The organism is Chitinivorax sp. PXF-14, assembly GCF_040812015.1.
GTDB lineage: Bacteria > Pseudomonadota > Gammaproteobacteria > Burkholderiales > SCOH01 > JBFNXJ01.
Map to the genome: position 1 here is coordinate 139,197 of NZ_JBFNXJ010000009.1, position 14,301 is coordinate 153,497.

A 14,301-nucleotide genomic window follows, 5' to 3' on the forward strand; every position below is an offset into this window, starting at 1 on the left:
GGCAAGCGCTGCAACAAATCGGACATGAGCACGCAACCTCGGGGCTTTAGGCTTTGCGCATCCGGCCACGCCGGCATCCAACGACGGCCGGGCGACGATACGCCCGCTACCACAACAATCGAGGAAAACATGTCACACAAGCACAGTGTGCTGGCGCTCTCGCTGGCACTGGCCGGCGCGGCGAGTGCCGCGCAGGCTGCCGGCCAGCTGGTCATCAGCCAGGTCTACGGCGGCGGCGGCAACAGCGGCGCCAGCTGGCGCAACGATTTCATCGAGCTCTACAACCGCAGCGGCGCCCCGGTGTCGCTCGCGGGCTGGAGCGTACAGTATGCCTCGGCGAGCGGCACCAGCTGGGCGCTCACCCCGCTCGCCGGCACCCTGCAGCCCGGCCACTACTACCTGGTGCAGCAAGCCCAGGGCGCGGGTGGCAGCCAGAATCTGCCGGCACCCGATGCCAGCGGCAACCTCGCGCTATCGGCCAGCAACGGCAAGGTGGCGCTCGTCAGCAGCACCACGGCGCTGAGCTGCGGCGCGGCCTGCGCCACGGCCCCCGGCGTGGTCGATTTCGTCGGCTTCGGCAGCGCCAACAATGCCGAAGGCTCGCCCACCCCGGCGCTCGGCAACACGCTGGCGGCGCTGCGCAACCATGGCGGCTGCGACGACAGCGACAACAACACGGCCGACTTCGCCACCGGCGCCCCCAACCCGCGCAACAGCGCCAGCACGCCCGGCACCTGTGCCGACACGGGCTCGGGCGGCACCAGCGGCGGCGCGGCGGTACGCATCCACGACATCCAGGGGCGTGCCCACCTGTCGCCCTACAACGGCCAGGCAGTCAGCGGCGTGCCGGGCATCGTCACCGCCCGGATGAACAACGGCTTCTTCATGCAGGACGACCACCCCGACGATGACCCGGCCACCTCGGAAGGCATATTCGTCTACACCGGCAGCGCGCCCACGGCCAACGTCGGCGATGCGGTACGGGTAGCCGGCCGGGTCGCCGAGTTCCGCCCCGGCGGCAGTGGTGGCGGCAACAACCTGACCACGACCGAGATCACCGCGCCGAGCATCAGCGTGGTCTCCAGCGGCAATGCGCTGCCCGCGCCGGTGGTGATCGGCTCCGGTGGCCGCATGCCGCCCGGCAAGACGATCTACGCCGGCGCCAGTGGCGATGTCGAGACACTGGGCAACCTCAACCCGGCGCAGAACGGCCTCGATTTCTACGAGAGCCTCGAAGGCATGCGCGTCGAGATCGACAACCCGGTGGCCAGCGGCCCGAGTAACAGCTACAACGAGCTGCCGCTGCTGCCCGACCGCGGCAACTGGGCGGCAACGCGCACCCAGCGCGGCGGCATCGTCATCGCGCCGGACGACTTCAATCCCGAGCGCATCATCGTCAAGCCGGGCACCGTGAGCCTGCCGCGCGCCAATGTCGGCGACGGCTTCAGTCAGATCGTCGGCGTGATGGACTACAGTTTCGGTAATTTCATGGTGCTGGCCACCGGCTACGCGGGCTTCCAGAATAACGGCCTGCAAGCCGAGACCACGCGCAGGCAGACGTCGAACGAGCTGGCGATCGCCTCGTTCAATGTCGAGAACCTCGCGCCAAGCGACGCGCAAAGCAAGTTCGACCGCCTCGCCGCCCAGATCGTGAACCACCTGCAGGCGCCCGACATCGTCGGTCTGATGGAGATTCAGGACAACAGCGGCGCCACCGACGACGGCACGGTCGCAGCGGAGCAGACCTTCGCCAGGCTGATCGCCGCCATCACGGCGGCGGGCGGGCCAGCCTACCAGCACCGCTCGATCGACCCGGTGAACGACCAGGATGGCGGACAGCCCGGCGGCAACATCCGCCAGGGTTTCCTGTTCAACCCGGCCCGTGTCGGCTTCGTCGACCGCGCGGGCGGCGACTCGACCACTGCAGTCAGCGTGGTGACCGGCAGCACCGGCCTGCAGCTGAGCGCGAGCCCGGGCCGCATCGCGCCCACCGACGGTGCGTTCGCGAGCAGCCGCAAGCCGCTCGCGGCCGAGTTCAGCTTCAACGGCCACCGGCTGTTCGTGATCGCCAATCACTGGAACTCGAAGGGTGGCGACCAGCCGCTGTACGGCCGCTTCCAGCCGCCGCAGCGCAGCTCGGAAAGCCAGCGCGGGCAACAGGCCACCATCGTCGGCAACTTCGTGCGGCGCCTCCTCGCGGCCGATGCGCAGGCCAAGGTGGTGGTGCTCGGCGACCTCAACGACTTCGAGTTCTCGACCGCTGTCGGCACGCTCAAGCAGGCCGGCCTGCACGACCTGGTCGAGACGCTGCCCGCCGCCGAGCGCTACACCTATGTGTTCGAGGGCAATGCGCAGGTGCTCGACCACATCCTGATCAGCGACGCGCTGGCGAGCAAGGCCGAGTACGACGTGGTGCACGTCAACAGCGAATTCGCCGACCAGGCCAGCGACCACGAGCCCGAGGTCGCGCGCCTGAACCTGCCGGCAGCGCCCGTCAACCTCTCGGGCCAGGTCAGCTGGAGCGCCTCGGGGCTCAGCTACAACCGCGCCACCGGACTCTATTCGGGCAGCGTCACGCTGAATGCCAGGGCCGACATCGGCGCGCCCTTCGCGCTGGCACTGTCGGGCCTGCCCGCCGGCGTCACGCTGGCCAACGCAAGCACGACGGTCGCGGGGCTACCGGCGATCAAGCTGTTCACGCCGTTGAGCACGGGCCAGAGCCTGACCGTGCCGCTGCAGTTCAAGAACCCGTCGAATGTGAAGATCGGCTACTCGGCCCACGTCTACGGCAGCAATCTGTAAACACGGCGGGGCCGCGTCAACGGCCCCGCATCAACCAGGGATGCACTCCATGCAACGATGGCAACACCACCTGCTGGGCCTGTTCTCCGGCCTGGCCTTGTCCGCGCCGGCGCTGGCCACCCCGGCCTACCATGTCTCGGTCGATACCGCCGCGCTCGCCGGCAGCGCGGGCTTTCTCGATTTCACGCTGGGGGGCCTGCTCGATTCGCCAGCCGCCCACGTCAGCATCACCGGCCTCAGCGGTGGCAACGCAAACGGCAGCACCGTGCTCGATGGCGACGCCGGCACGCTCGCAGGCGGCTGGCAGCTCGGCAATCTCGGCGCGTTCAACGGCGTCTACCAGGGCTGGCAATTCGGCAACCGGCTCGATTTTGATCTGGCATTCGGCGGCGACTGGCTGAGCGCGACGAGCGGCTCGGGCTCGACGCTCGCCTTCAAGCTGTGGGATACGCAGGGACAGACGCTGCTGGCCCGCGACGGCAACGGCGACCTGCTGCGTTTCGAGCTGAGCGCCGGTGGTCAGGTAGGCGTCAACCGCTTCCCGGATGCTTCAGGCGGCTCGCCGGCCGCAACCGTGGCAGCGGTGCCGGAGCCGCAATCGGTCGTGCTGATGCTCGTCGGCCTCGCGGTGCTGGGCTGGCGTCTGCGCCGCACCCGCGCCTGATCGCGGCCCGGCGGCAAGAAAAAAGCGGACCGCCGGGTCCGCTTTTTTTCATTCTGACGTCGCTGCCAGCCAGCCCGCCAGCAGGCGCAGCTTGTGTGCCCGCGGCAACTGCTTGAGCTCGTATTCGCGCCGCGAGGCGTGGCTCCTATCGGCGGCCGGCTCGGCATACACCAAGCTCACCGGTCGCCGGCTGCGCGTGTAGCGCGCGCCGCTACCGTCGTTGTGCTGCTGCAGGCGGCGTGCCAGATCGTTGCTGATGCCAGCATAGAGCGTGCCATCGGCGCACTCGACCAGATACACGCACCATTGCCCCGGCGGCAGCGCCATGCCTAGATCTGGAAGCGATCGACCGAGGCGCGCAGCTTGCCGGCCGATTCGGCCAGCTTCGCCAGCTCGCCAGCGGCCTGCTGCACGGCTACGGCATTGCGCGTGGCCATGTCGGCGATGCGCTCCACGCCGCCGGCGATGTCCGCGCTGCTTTGCGACTGTTCGCTGGTCGACGCGGCAATGTCGCCGACGACCGTGACGGCCTGCGAGGTGCTGGCAATGATCTCGCGCATCTGCTCGCCCACCCCGCTGGCCAGCGCCACACCAGATTCGACTTGGGCCGCCGCGCCCTGCATGCTGCGCATGGCGCTGTCGCTCTCGCTCTCGATGGCCGCGATGGTCTCGCCGATGCGGCGCGTGGCCTGGGTGGTGTTTTCCGCCAGCTTGCGCACTTCATCGGCCACCACGGCAAAGCCGCGTCCCGCTTCACCCGCGCGGGCAGCCTCGATCGAGGCGTTGAGTGCGAGCAGATTGGTCTGGTCGGCGATGTCCTTGATCGTGCCGAGAATGCCGGAAATCTCGTGCGAACGCTGGCCCAGCGAGGCCACCACCTCGGTCAGCACGCTCACCGAAGTCGCGATCGCGCGCATCTCGCCGACGGCCTCGGTCACCGCCTCGCCGCCCTGGCTCGCCAGCTGCTTGGCGCTGTGCGACAGCTCACGCGCGCTGCGCGCATGGTCGGCGACCTGGCTCACGTTGCCGGAGAGCTGTTCGATCGCCGTGGCCGCAGCGCGGGCGGCATCGCTCTGCTGGGCCGAGGCCCCGGCGACGTGGCTTGCGGTGTCGTGCACGGTTGAGGCGGCCGCATCGATCGCGTGCGCCGACGCCACCGCATCGGACACGATGCCGCGAAACTGCTCGGTCATCACATTGATGCGCATGGCCAGCAGATGAAACTGATTGTGCGTGTTGTGCTCGGTCAGCCCCGGCTCCACCGCGATATGCGTGGTCAGGTTGCCCTGGCCGATGGCCGACACGGCATCGGCGATCTGGGTCAGCGGTCGGAAACGGCGGCCGTTGATGAAGGCATTGATGGTCACCAGCACCGGCCACAGCACCAGCAGCACGCCGATCAGCGTGCGCTTCAAGTCGGCCAGATTATCGATGGACAGCGTGATGCCAATCAGGACGGCAAATACGACAGCCAATACCACGGCCGTGTTGGCGGCCGTTTGCACGGCGACGGGTTTGTGTTTGAGAGCCATGTATCAGTCTTTCGTGGTGAACGCGGGGTGGCAAGCCGCAGGCCCCGGGGAGGCGATCAAGCGGCGAATAGATTATCACTTTTAAATATTATCAAATGCTAACACAACTCTGCATGGCGTCTGCCCCTGCCCCTCGCCAGGGCTGGATCCGGCCACATGCCGGCGGGCGAAGTCGTAGTGTATTCGGCCAGCCCGCTACCGGCGCCCCAGCCCGACCTCAGAAGATGCCGCAGGACAAGCCACCCGCCAGCGTCAGCCCCATCTCCTCGCTCGCCAGCAGCGCGGCGGCAGTCAAATCGCCACGGCAGATCAGCGGCTCCACCACGGCCTTCAAGGGATAGCCGCGCGCGATGCGCTCGATGGCGGTCAATGCGCCCGTGCCATCGTTACCGGCGCTGATGAGCACGCCATAGGGCAAGCCCTCGACCTTGCCCTGCGCGGGGTAATAGGTCCGGTCGAGAAAATCCTTCATGGCACCGGCCATATAACCGAAATTTTCCGGCGTGGCGAGCAGCAGCCCGTCGCAGGCCAGCAGGTCGGCGATCGTGGCCGCCAGGGCCGGCAGAAAGCGCACCTCGACCTCGTCGGCAAACTGGGCCGCGCCGCGCCGGGCGCCCTCGGCCATCATGTAGGTGCGGCCGCTCTGGCTCGCATGGACGATCAGCAGCGTCTTCATCGTGGCTCGCCGTGGCGGCGCTCGGGCCAGCCCGCAGGTACGATGACGCCACGGCCGATCTCCCCATCCAGGCCCAGCTCGGCCAGCAACACGGGTTTGTGCGAATGGGTGAAATGCAGCCGGACTTGCGCTTCGGCCTCATCCAGACATCCGGCCGCGGTACTGGCGTGCACCGGCGCGATCCATTGCAGGCGCTGCAGCATGACGATGCGGCTGCCCGGCGAGACCGGCCAGGCCTCGCCCGGCCTGCGCCACCAGCCGTGCGCATGCTGGCGCGAGACCTCGGGCACCGCATTCGCTGGCGCTTGGCGATGGAACAGCCAGCCGCCGACGCAGGCTACCGAGCGCGCGGCCGGCAGCGGCATCTGCGCCTGTGCCAGGGCGGAGCTGGCCAGGGGCAGCTGGTGATCGCGCAGGCGCTTGAGCTTGTCGGCCAGGCAGTCGCTCGGGTTGGGGCCGACGCACTGGCTCGGGTCGGCCACGGCCTCGACGGCCAGATAGAGCTTGAACGCGGTCTCGATATGCACCACGCCCTCGGCGGGCCAGTCGACCAGGAAATCGAGCTCACCCACGGTGCTCGCGCCATCCTTGATTGCCAGGCCGCGCGCCAGCAGGTTGGCGCCGCAGAGAAAGGCAAAGCCGTATTCCCACAGGCGTTCGGCATAGCGCCCGAGGCGCCCGTCGAGCTCGCTCTCGATCCACCGGTGGAGCGGCGCCGGGGCCGCATCGAGACGCAGCAGGGCATCTCCCAGCGTCGGCGGCAGACACGTCGCCGGCAGGCTGCGCTGACGCCAGTAGCCATCGTCGCGGTCGAGCAGGCCGGGGCCGGCCAACAGCCAGGCCAGGTTGCGAACGTGCAGGTCGCTCAGGTGGGGAAGAACAGTGTCGAGCCACATGCAGCAACCATAGCCGCTCACAGCCGGGGCGCCAAGGCTGGCGTCACGCAGTCAGGAAGACCGGGGCATGCGTTCCACCCATTCGATAGGCAGGTCGTCCGGGTCGACGCAGAAGGTGAAGCGGCAGCCGGTCAACGGATCGACACGAACCGGCTCGCAGGCGATGCCGTGTGCGGCCAGGTGGACGATCACGGCATCGAGGTTGTCGACGGTGAAGGCGAGATGGCGCAATCCGCAAGCCTCCGGCCGACTCACGCGGGCGGGGGGTGCCGGGAAGGAGAACAGCTCAATCTGGCTGCCGTCGGGCAGGCCCAGGTCGAGCTTCCATGACTGGCGCTCGGCACGCCAGGTCTCGGCGATCACCGGCAGCGCCAGCACCTCGGTATAGAAATGCCGGGCGCGCGCATAGTCGCTGCAGATCAGCGCGACGTGGTGCATGCCGGCAATCACCCGACTTACTCCGCCGCCTCGGCAGCGGCCTTGGGCTTGCGACGGCGCCGGCGACGCGGCTTGGAAGGCTTGTCCTTGTCCACCGCCTGTGCGTCCGGCACGGCCAGCGCATCGCCCTCTACCGCCAGTGGCTCGGCGGCGGCAGGCTGTGTTTCGGCAGCCGACTCAAGCGGCTCAGGCTTCGGCTTGCGCGCCGCCTTGTCGGCCTGCTTGGCGCGCGGTGGCGCGGCCTCCTTGGGTTTCTGCTTGGGTTTGGCCTTGCGCTTTTCCGGCTTGCTTTCGGCCCAGATCACCGGCTCGGTGCTGACCGGCTCGGGCAGCTTGACCGCCAGCTCCGCCGGCATCGGCACCAGCACGCAGCCTTCCATCAGGCGGCGAGCGCTGCGTCCCATCGAGACCTTGGGCACATTCCAGTCGCTGCCCTTGCCTTCAACCTCGGCTGCCATCGTCGTCACGCCGGCGGGCTGGCCGAAACGCAGCTCGCGCCCTGCTTCGAGTGCCTTGCCGACGGTCTGGCTGACAATGGTTGCCGGGATGCACGCCGCCACGGCCAGCGCGATGGCACCGGTGCCGGTATAGGCGTGATGCAGCTTGCCCATCGAGACGATGCGGGCGGTGATGTCGCAGTCCGCCTTGGCCACGGGCCGGCCCCCTGCCGCCACATAGTCGGCCGGCTTGGCGACGAAGCTGATCTTGGGGATGGCTGGCCGCAGCCTGGTAGCCTCGTCCGGCGTCTCCGCCAGGCCCATGGCGACGGCGGCGTGGGCGCGGATGGTTTCGAGACGGGCCAGCAGCTCCGCATTCGCGTTGACTTGGTCCGGCGTTTCAAAGCCGCTCAGGCCAAGATCCTTGGCCTTGACGAATACCGTCGGATTGCCCGCATCGATCAAGGTTGTCTTGAGCTTGCCGAGATCGGGGATGTCGAGCGTATCGATCTTGTTGCCGGTCGGGAACAGTTTGCCCGTGCTGCCGCCGGCGGGGTCGAGGAAATCCAGCCGGATTTCCGCCCCCGGGAAGGCCAGGCCGTCGAAGCGGAAATCGCTCTCGACCACGGGCAAGCCATGCTTGACCGGCACATGGGCCACGATCACCTTGCCGACATTGGCCTGCCAGATGCGCACGGTGGTCATGCCCTCGACCGCCGGCACCAGCCTTTCCTCGATCGCGAACGGCCCGACGGCAGCGGTCAGATTTCCGCAGTTGCCGGCATAGTCGATCAGTGCATCGTCAATCGCCACATGGCCGAACAGGTAATCGACATCACAGCCTTCCTGCGTGGACTTGCCGACGATCGCGATCTTGCTGGTGGCCGAGGTGCCGCCCCCCACGCCGTCGCTCTGCTTGCCATACGGATCGGGGCTGCCGACCGCACGCAGCAGGATACGGTTGGCCAGGGCCGGGTCGGCCGGCAGGACATCGGCCCGGAAGAACAGGCCCTTGCTGGTGCCGCCGCGCATCCAGGCGGCGGGAATCTTGAGTTGGTTCATTTACGCCAATCGATGGGCGCCGCCAGGGGCGGCACCCGAAATTAGTCGGCACGGGCTGCTCGACGCGCGACAGCGCGGAACAAACCCGTTGCCGGTCAATCGTCGCGGCTCAGCAACATTACGCTGGCGAGCCACGACACCAGGCCATACACAAGCGCGCCCCAGAATGCCGCCCAGAAGCCGCTGACCCGAAATCCCTCGACGAAATGCGCGACGGACCAGAACAACAGGCCGTTCAGCACGAGGCTGAACAGGCCCAGGGTCAACACAGTGATGGGAAGCGTCAACAGGCTCAGGATGGGCCGGATGAAGGTATTCACCAAGCCGAGTGCCAGGGCGATGACCAAGGCGCGCACGAAACCGTCGATATAGATGCCGGGAACCAGATTGGCCACGAGCAACAGGCAAACCGCGTTGATCAGCCACACCGCCAGCATCTTCATAGACGAGCACGCTCCTTGTCGGGTGAGCCTGCACGATCACAGCGGATCGGCAAGGCCGGCGCACACGCGCCAGCCGCCATTATCGCGGAAACCGCTGCGCGGCGCACACGCAATCGTGCGCCGCCCCGAAGTCAGGCTTCGGCCGGCTCGATCGTCACGATCTCGCCACGCAGCGTATGCGGCATCGCCTCGGTGATGCGCACCTCAACGAAATGGTGGATCAGCCGCGGGTTGCCCTTGAAATTAACCACGCGGTTATTGTCGGTGCGGCCCGCCAGCTCGCTGTCATCCTTGCGCGACAGGCCTTCCACCAGCACGCGCTGCACCGTCCCCACCATGCGCTGGCTGATCGCCTGCGCCATCTCGTCGTTGCGGGTCTGCAGGCGCAGCAGGCGCTTGAGCTTGACGTCCTCGGGGGTATCGTCGACGAGCTCGGCCGCGGGCGTGCCGGGGCGGCGGCTATAGACGAAGGAGAAGGACGCGTCGAAACCGACATCCTCGATCAGCTTCATGGTGGCCTCGAAATCGGCCTCGGTCTCGCCCGGGAAACCCACGATGAAGTCGGAACTCAGGCTCAGCTCGGGCCGCGCCGCGCGCAGCTTGCGGATCACCGACTTGTATTCGAGCGCCGTGTAGCCGCGCTTCATGTTCATCAGCACGCGGTCGGAACCCGCCTGCACCGGCAGGTGCAGATGCGATACCAGCTTGGGCAGGGTCGCGTAGCAGTCGATCAGCCGCTGCGTCATTTCCTTCGGATGGCTCGTGGTGTAGCGGATGCGCTCGATGCCGGGAATCTCGTGCACGACTTCGAGCAGCAGCGCAAAATCCGCGATCTCGCCATCGGCCATCACGCCCAGATAGGCATTCACGTTCTGACCGAGCAGGGTCAATTCCTTCACGCCCTGCTGCGCCAGGCCGGCGATCTCCGTCAGCACGTCGTCGAACGGGCGGGAGACTTCCTCGCCGCGCGTATAGGGCACCACGCAGAAGCTGCAATACTTGGAGCACCCCTCCATGATCGACACGAAGGCCGCCGTCCCCTCGACCTTGGCGGGCGGGATATGGTCGAACTTCTCGACCTCGGGGAAGGAAATATCGACCTGCGAGCTACCGGAGCGGCGCTTCTCGTCGATCAGCTGCGGCAGTCGGTGCAGGGTCTGCGGGCCGAACACTACGTCGACATAGGGTGCGCGTTTGACGATGGCGTCGCCTTCCTGGCTGGCCACGCAGCCCCCTACACCGATCACCAGATCGGGGTTCTGCTGCTTCAGGTGGCGGACGCGCCCAAGGTCGGAAAACACCTTCTCCTGCGCCTTTTCACGCACCGAGCAGGTGTTGAACAGAATGACATCCGCCTCTTCCGGATTATCGGTTTTCACCATGCCCTCGGCAGCGTTGAGCACGTCGACCATCTTGTCGGAGTCGTACTCGTTCATCTGGCAACCGAAGGTCTTGATGTAAATCTTTTTTGTCATGGCAGAGCGGGAGGCAGGAAGCAAAATCGGCGGAAGATAGCACAGAAAACCCTGCTACTTCAACACGATATTGGTTTTCCGAGATAGCGCGAAGGTGCGCCGGCGGCAGGCGGTAGCGGCAGTTTCAGGCCACCGCCTCGAGGTCGTCGAGATCGAGCACCATTTCGACCTCGCGGTCGGTGCTGCTCTTGCGCATCCAGCGGACGCGTGCCTTCGGGGCCTTGCCGCCGAGCGGCACAAATACCTCCTCGACGATGCCCTTGCGGCGATCGAGAAAGCGCGAACGGTCAGGCGGAAACAGCTGCAGCCTGGCAGGAACGACGCGGACGATTTGTTTTTCAGTAACAGGCATGCAAATACATCAACAGACAAACATGAAGGCGGTGCCGAACAGCCCCTTTTCCTGCACTGTAGCCATATTCGGAAGATTCCACCACTCCCGGCAACGAATTCAGGCAGACAAGGATGCGATGACCTGCTTAAGCGACACCCGCCAGTCGGGCAGGCTCAAACCAAACGTCGCCTGCAATTTGTCGTTCGACAGCACGGAATAGGGAGACCTCGGCGCCGGCAGCGGGTAGCCGGACGTAGGAATCGGCAACACGCGGGCCAGCTTCCGCCCGGCCCACTCGGGTAGCCCGGCGACCTCATCGAGGACGGCCTGTGCAAATCCGTGCCAGCTGGTCTCGCCGGCAGCGGTCAGGTGATACAAGCCAGACACCTCGACGAGCCGCCCACCCGCTGGCAGCCAGCGCTGCGCCAGCACCGCGGCGGTGGCATCGGAGATCATGCGGCTCCAGGTCGGCGCACCGACCTGATCCGCGACGATCTTCAATTCGTCGCGCTCCTGCGCCAGTCTCAGGATGGTGCGCATGAAATTGCCCCCGCGCGCGCCATAGACCCAGCTCGTGCGGAAACACAGGTAATCGATGCCCGATGCCGCCAACGCGGCCTCGCCGGCGAGCTTCGATGCCCCGTAGACATTCAGCGGATTCGGCTTATCGGTTTCGAGATAGGGTGCGGCCTTGCCGCCGTCGAAGACATAGTCGGTCGAATAGTGGATCAGCGCCGCGCCCAGGCGTTTCGCCTCTTCCGCCAGCACGGCCGGTGCGATGGCGTTGATGGCATGAGCCAGATCGGCATCGCTCTCGGCCTTGTCCACCGCCGTGTAGGCCGCCGGATTGACGATCAGAGCCGGTTTAACCGCCCGCACCACCTCGCGTATCTGCGCCACATCGGACAGGTCGAGTGCTCCACGGGCAAGCGCCACCACGTCGCCGAGCGGCGCCAGGCTGCGCTCGAGCTCCCAGCCGACCTGGCCGCCACGGCCGGTCAGCAGGATCACCGGGCGCGTCACGGGTACACCTCGGCCAGGGCAAACGGCGTGGCAGCCTGATCCTTCGCGGACAAGGCCGGCACACCCTCGAACTGCCAGTCGATCGCGAGATCAGGATCATTCCAGGCGATCGATCGCTCGTGTTCCGGGTACCAGTAGTCGGTCGTCTTGTACAGGAACTCGGCCGTCTCGGACAGCACGACAAAGCCATGGGCAAAACCGGCCGGCACCCACATCATCAGCTTGTTGTCGGCCGACAGCCGCTGCGAGACATGGCGGCCGAAGGTCGGCGAGCCCTTGCGGATGTCGACGGCGACATCAAGCACCTCGCCGGCCACGACCCGGACCAGCTTCCCCTGCGCGTGCTGCAACTGGTAATGCAAGCCGCGCAACACGCCGCGAGATGACTTGGAATGATTGTCCTGCACGAAACGCTCGGTGACGCCGGCCACCGCGGCCAGGCGCTTCTCGTTGAAGCTCTCGTAGAAGAAACCGCGCGCGTCGCCAAATATCTTGGGCTCGATTACCTTGACGTCGGCAATCGCCGTCTCGATCAGTTGCATCAGAACACCCGTTCTTCCAGCATGTTCAGCAGATACTGGCCATACCCTGTTTTTGCCAGCGGCGCAGCCAGTTTCTGCACCTGGGCCGCATCGACGTAGCCCATGCGATAGGCGATTTCCTCAGGGCAGGCAATCTTCAAGCCCTGACGCTTTTCAATGGTCTCGATGAACAGGCTGGCCTCAAGCAGGGACTCATGGGTGCCCGTATCCAGCCATGCATGGCCGCGCCCCATGGTGACGACATTGAGTTGCCCCTGAGCCAGATAGCAGTTGTTCACGTCAGTGATCTCGAGCTCGCCACGGGCAGAGGGCTTGATCGACTTGGCGATCTCGATCACCTGCCGGTCGTAGAAATAAAGCCCTGTCACGGCATAGCGCGATTTCGGCTGCTTCGGCTTCTCTTCCAGGCTGACCGCGCGGCCACTGGCATCGAACTCGACCACGCCATAGCGCTCGGGATCGTTCACCGGGTAGGCAAACACCGTCGCACCGCTGTCTTGCGCGGCGGCGTGCTGAAGATCGGAGGCCAGGTCGTGCCCATAGAAAATATTGTCGCCCAGCACCAGCGCGCTCGTGTCATCGCCGACGAACGGCTCGCCAATGATGAAGGCCTGCGCCAGACCATCGGGCGACGGCTGCACCGCGTATTGCAGATTCAGCCCCCACTGGCTGCCATCGCCCAGCAACTGCGTGAAACGCGGCGTGTCCTGCGGCGTCGAGATCAGCAGGATATCGCGGATACCCGCGAGCATCAGCGTCGACAGCGGGTAGTAAATCATCGGCTTGTCGTAGATCGGCAGCAGCTGCTTCGATACCGCCTGCGTGACCGGGTAGAGGCGGGTGCCGGACCCTCCTGCAAGAATGATGCCCTTCATATGCCCTCTGGACTCTGATTATTGTATTGAAACGCTCAACCGTACTGCTGCGTGACCCACTCGCGATAGGCACCGCTCGTCACATTGGCAATCCATTCGGGATGATCCAGATACCACTGCACGGTCTTGCGGATACCTGTATCGAACGTCTCCGCCGGGCGCCAGCCCAGCTCGCGCTCGAGCTTGCGCGCGTCGATCGCATAGCGACGATCATGGCCGGGGCGATCCTTGACGAAGGTGATCTGCTCCGCATAGGGCCGGCCGTCAGCACGTGGCTTGAGCTCATCGAGAATGCCGCAGATGGCCCGGACGACGTCGATATTGGTCTTTTCGTTCCAGCCGCCGACATTGTAGGTCTCGCCGACCACGCCGGCCTCCACGACACGGCGGATGGCGGCGCAATGGTCGCCGACATAAAGCCAGTCGCGGATATTGAGACCATCGCCGTAAATCGGCAGCGGCTTGCCATTGAGCGCATTAAGAATGATCAGTGGGATCAATTTCTCAGGAAAATGGTAAGGGCCGTAGTTGTTCGAGCAATTGGTGGTCAGCACCGGCACGCCATAGGTATGCAGATACGCCCGGACCAAGTGATCGGACGCCGCCTTGGATGCCGAATAGGGGCTGTTGGGCTGGTACTGGTGGGTCTCGGCGAACGGTGCATCGCCGGCTTCGAGCGAGCCATAGACCTCGTCGGTCGACACGTGCAGGAAGCGGAAGGCACCACGTTCGGCATCGGGCAAGCCGCTCCAGTAAGCGCGTACCGCTTCGAGCAGGTTGAAGGTGCCGACCACATTGGTCTGGATGAATTCGCCAGGGCCGAGAATAGAACGGTCCACATGGCTTTCCGCCGCGAAGTTGATGATCACACGCGGCCGATGTTCGGCCAGCAAACGCGCGACGAGCTCGCGATCACCGATATCGCCATGCACGAAGGTGTGCCGCGCGTCGCCCTCGAGCGAGCGCAGGTTGTCCAGGTTGCCAGCGTAAGTCAGCTTGTCGAGCGTGAGCACGGGCTCGTCGTGCTTAGCCAGCCAGTCGAGAACGAAGTTGGAGCCGATGAAGCCGGCGCCGCCAGTCACAATAATCATGAGTCGATTGC

15 protein-coding genes are annotated in these 14,301 nt (G+C 65.8%); 2 read left to right on the top strand and 13 right to left on the bottom strand.

The genetic code is table 11. The features are described from left to right. The first annotated feature begins 129 nt into the window (after positions 1 to 129). Positions 130 to 2,802, top strand: a complete 2,673-nt coding sequence (locus ABWL39_RS12560; RefSeq protein WP_367791415.1) for a lamin tail domain-containing protein — start codon at positions 130 to 132, stop codon at positions 2,800 to 2,802. A 49-nt stretch (positions 2,803 to 2,851) separates the two neighbouring features. Next, on the top strand, positions 2,852 to 3,466 hold the full coding sequence (locus ABWL39_RS12565; protein WP_367791418.1) for an NF038129 family PEP-CTERM protein: 615 nt from the start codon (positions 2,852 to 2,854) through the stop codon (positions 3,464 to 3,466). Positions 3,467 to 3,514: 48 nt separating this feature from the next. Here ABWL39_RS12565 and ABWL39_RS12570 read toward each other — a convergent pair whose 3' ends face one another. From ABWL39_RS12570 to rfbB, 13 genes are all read right to left on the bottom strand, one after another. After that, positions 3,515 to 3,793, bottom strand: a complete 279-nt coding sequence (locus ABWL39_RS12570) for a GIY-YIG nuclease family protein (RefSeq protein ID WP_367791421.1) — start codon at positions 3,791 to 3,793, stop codon at positions 3,515 to 3,517. Positions 3,794 to 3,795: 2 nt separating this feature from the next. Next, positions 3,796 to 4,998 carry a methyl-accepting chemotaxis protein gene (locus ABWL39_RS12575; protein WP_367791424.1) on the bottom strand — a complete coding sequence of 401 codons (1,203 nt, stop codon included), beginning with the start codon at positions 4,996 to 4,998 and terminating at the stop codon, positions 3,796 to 3,798. 217 nt (positions 4,999 to 5,215) lie between these two features. After that, the gene (locus ABWL39_RS12580) at positions 5,216 to 5,674 is read right to left on the bottom strand and encodes an NAD(P)H-dependent oxidoreductase (RefSeq protein ID WP_367791432.1); all 459 of its coding nucleotides are present in this window, start codon (positions 5,672 to 5,674) and stop codon (positions 5,216 to 5,218) included. Then, positions 5,671 to 6,570: a DUF1853 family protein gene (locus tag ABWL39_RS12585; RefSeq protein WP_367791435.1), complete on the bottom strand. Its 900-nt coding sequence runs from the start codon at positions 6,568 to 6,570 to the stop codon at positions 5,671 to 5,673. The genes ABWL39_RS12580 and ABWL39_RS12585 overlap by 4 nt, the downstream gene beginning before the upstream one ends. A 51-nt stretch (positions 6,571 to 6,621) precedes the next feature. Beyond that, a complete protein-coding gene (locus ABWL39_RS12590) occupies positions 6,622 to 7,008 on the bottom strand; it encodes a VOC family protein (protein ID WP_367791437.1) in 387 nt (128 codons plus the stop codon). A 17-nt stretch (positions 7,009 to 7,025) separates the two neighbouring features. Beyond that, the gene (gene prpF / locus ABWL39_RS12595; protein WP_367791439.1) at positions 7,026 to 8,507 is read right to left on the bottom strand and encodes a 2-methylaconitate cis-trans isomerase PrpF; all 1,482 of its coding nucleotides are present in this window, start codon (positions 8,505 to 8,507) and stop codon (positions 7,026 to 7,028) included. Positions 8,508 to 8,602: 95 nt separating this feature from the next. Continuing rightward, a complete protein-coding gene (locus ABWL39_RS12600) occupies positions 8,603 to 8,950 on the bottom strand; it encodes a phage holin family protein (RefSeq protein WP_367791442.1) in 348 nt (115 codons plus the stop codon). 131 nt (positions 8,951 to 9,081) lie between these two features. Beyond that, positions 9,082 to 10,425 (bottom strand): tRNA (N6-isopentenyl adenosine(37)-C2)-methylthiotransferase MiaB, encoded by a 1,344-nt coding sequence (miaB, locus tag ABWL39_RS12605; RefSeq protein ID WP_367791445.1) that lies wholly within the window; start codon positions 10,423 to 10,425, stop codon positions 9,082 to 9,084. 124 nt (positions 10,426 to 10,549) lie between these two features. After that, on the bottom strand, positions 10,550 to 10,777 hold the full coding sequence (locus ABWL39_RS12610; RefSeq protein ID WP_367791448.1) for a hypothetical protein: 228 nt from the start codon (positions 10,775 to 10,777) through the stop codon (positions 10,550 to 10,552). Positions 10,778 to 10,876: 99 nt separating this feature from the next. Next, positions 10,877 to 11,782, bottom strand: coding sequence for a dTDP-4-dehydrorhamnose reductase (gene rfbD / locus ABWL39_RS12615; RefSeq protein ID WP_367791451.1), 906 nt, complete (start codon positions 11,780 to 11,782; stop codon positions 10,877 to 10,879). Beyond that, complete coding sequence (gene rfbC / locus ABWL39_RS12620; RefSeq protein WP_367791454.1) at positions 11,779 to 12,324, bottom strand: dTDP-4-dehydrorhamnose 3,5-epimerase; 546 nt, start codon at positions 12,322 to 12,324, stop codon at positions 11,779 to 11,781. The genes rfbD and rfbC overlap by 4 nt, the downstream gene beginning before the upstream one ends. After that, on the bottom strand, positions 12,324 to 13,199 hold the full coding sequence (gene rfbA, locus ABWL39_RS12625; protein WP_367791456.1) for a glucose-1-phosphate thymidylyltransferase RfbA: 876 nt from the start codon (positions 13,197 to 13,199) through the stop codon (positions 12,324 to 12,326). The genes rfbC and rfbA overlap by 1 nt, the downstream gene beginning before the upstream one ends. A 35-nt stretch (positions 13,200 to 13,234) precedes the next feature. Next, entirely contained in the window at positions 13,235 to 14,290 is a 1,056-nt protein-coding gene (gene rfbB / locus ABWL39_RS12630) for a dTDP-glucose 4,6-dehydratase (RefSeq protein ID WP_367791461.1), read from the bottom strand. Positions 14,291 to 14,301 lie beyond the last annotated feature (11 nt).

Excerpts from the sequence above, each read along its gene's own strand:
- ABWL39_RS12600 (WP_367791442.1), bottom strand. The coding sequence starts at position 8,950 with ATGAAGATGCTGGCGGTGTGGCTGATCAACGCGGTTTGCCTGTTGCTC.
- ABWL39_RS12585 (WP_367791435.1), bottom strand. The coding sequence starts at position 6,570 with ATGTGGCTCGACACTGTTCTTCCCCACCTGAGCGACCTGCACGTTCGC.
- ABWL39_RS12565 (WP_367791418.1), top strand. The coding sequence starts at position 2,852 with ATGCAACGATGGCAACACCACCTGCTGGGCCTGTTCTCCGGCCTGGCC.
- ABWL39_RS12560 (WP_367791415.1), top strand. The coding sequence starts at position 130 with ATGTCACACAAGCACAGTGTGCTGGCGCTCTCGCTGGCACTGGCCGGC.
- ABWL39_RS12575 (WP_367791424.1), bottom strand. The coding sequence starts at position 4,998 with ATGGCTCTCAAACACAAACCCGTCGCCGTGCAAACGGCCGCCAACACG.
- rfbC (WP_367791454.1), bottom strand. The coding sequence starts at position 12,324 with ATGCAACTGATCGAGACGGCGATTGCCGACGTCAAGGTAATCGAGCCC.
- ABWL39_RS12570 (WP_367791421.1), bottom strand. The coding sequence starts at position 3,793 with ATGGCGCTGCCGCCGGGGCAATGGTGCGTGTATCTGGTCGAGTGCGCC.
- ABWL39_RS12580 (WP_367791432.1), bottom strand. The coding sequence starts at position 5,674 with ATGAAGACGCTGCTGATCGTCCATGCGAGCCAGAGCGGCCGCACCTAC.
- ABWL39_RS12610 (WP_367791448.1), bottom strand. The coding sequence starts at position 10,777 with ATGCCTGTTACTGAAAAACAAATCGTCCGCGTCGTTCCTGCCAGGCTG.
- prpF (WP_367791439.1), bottom strand. The coding sequence starts at position 8,507 with ATGAACCAACTCAAGATTCCCGCCGCCTGGATGCGCGGCGGCACCAGC.
- ABWL39_RS12590 (WP_367791437.1), bottom strand. The coding sequence starts at position 7,008 with ATGCACCACGTCGCGCTGATCTGCAGCGACTATGCGCGCGCCCGGCAT.
- rfbB (WP_367791461.1), bottom strand. The coding sequence starts at position 14,290 with ATGATTATTGTGACTGGCGGCGCCGGCTTCATCGGCTCCAACTTCGTT.
- miaB (WP_367791445.1), bottom strand. The coding sequence starts at position 10,425 with ATGACAAAAAAGATTTACATCAAGACCTTCGGTTGCCAGATGAACGAG.
- rfbA (WP_367791456.1), bottom strand. The coding sequence starts at position 13,199 with ATGAAGGGCATCATTCTTGCAGGAGGGTCCGGCACCCGCCTCTACCCG.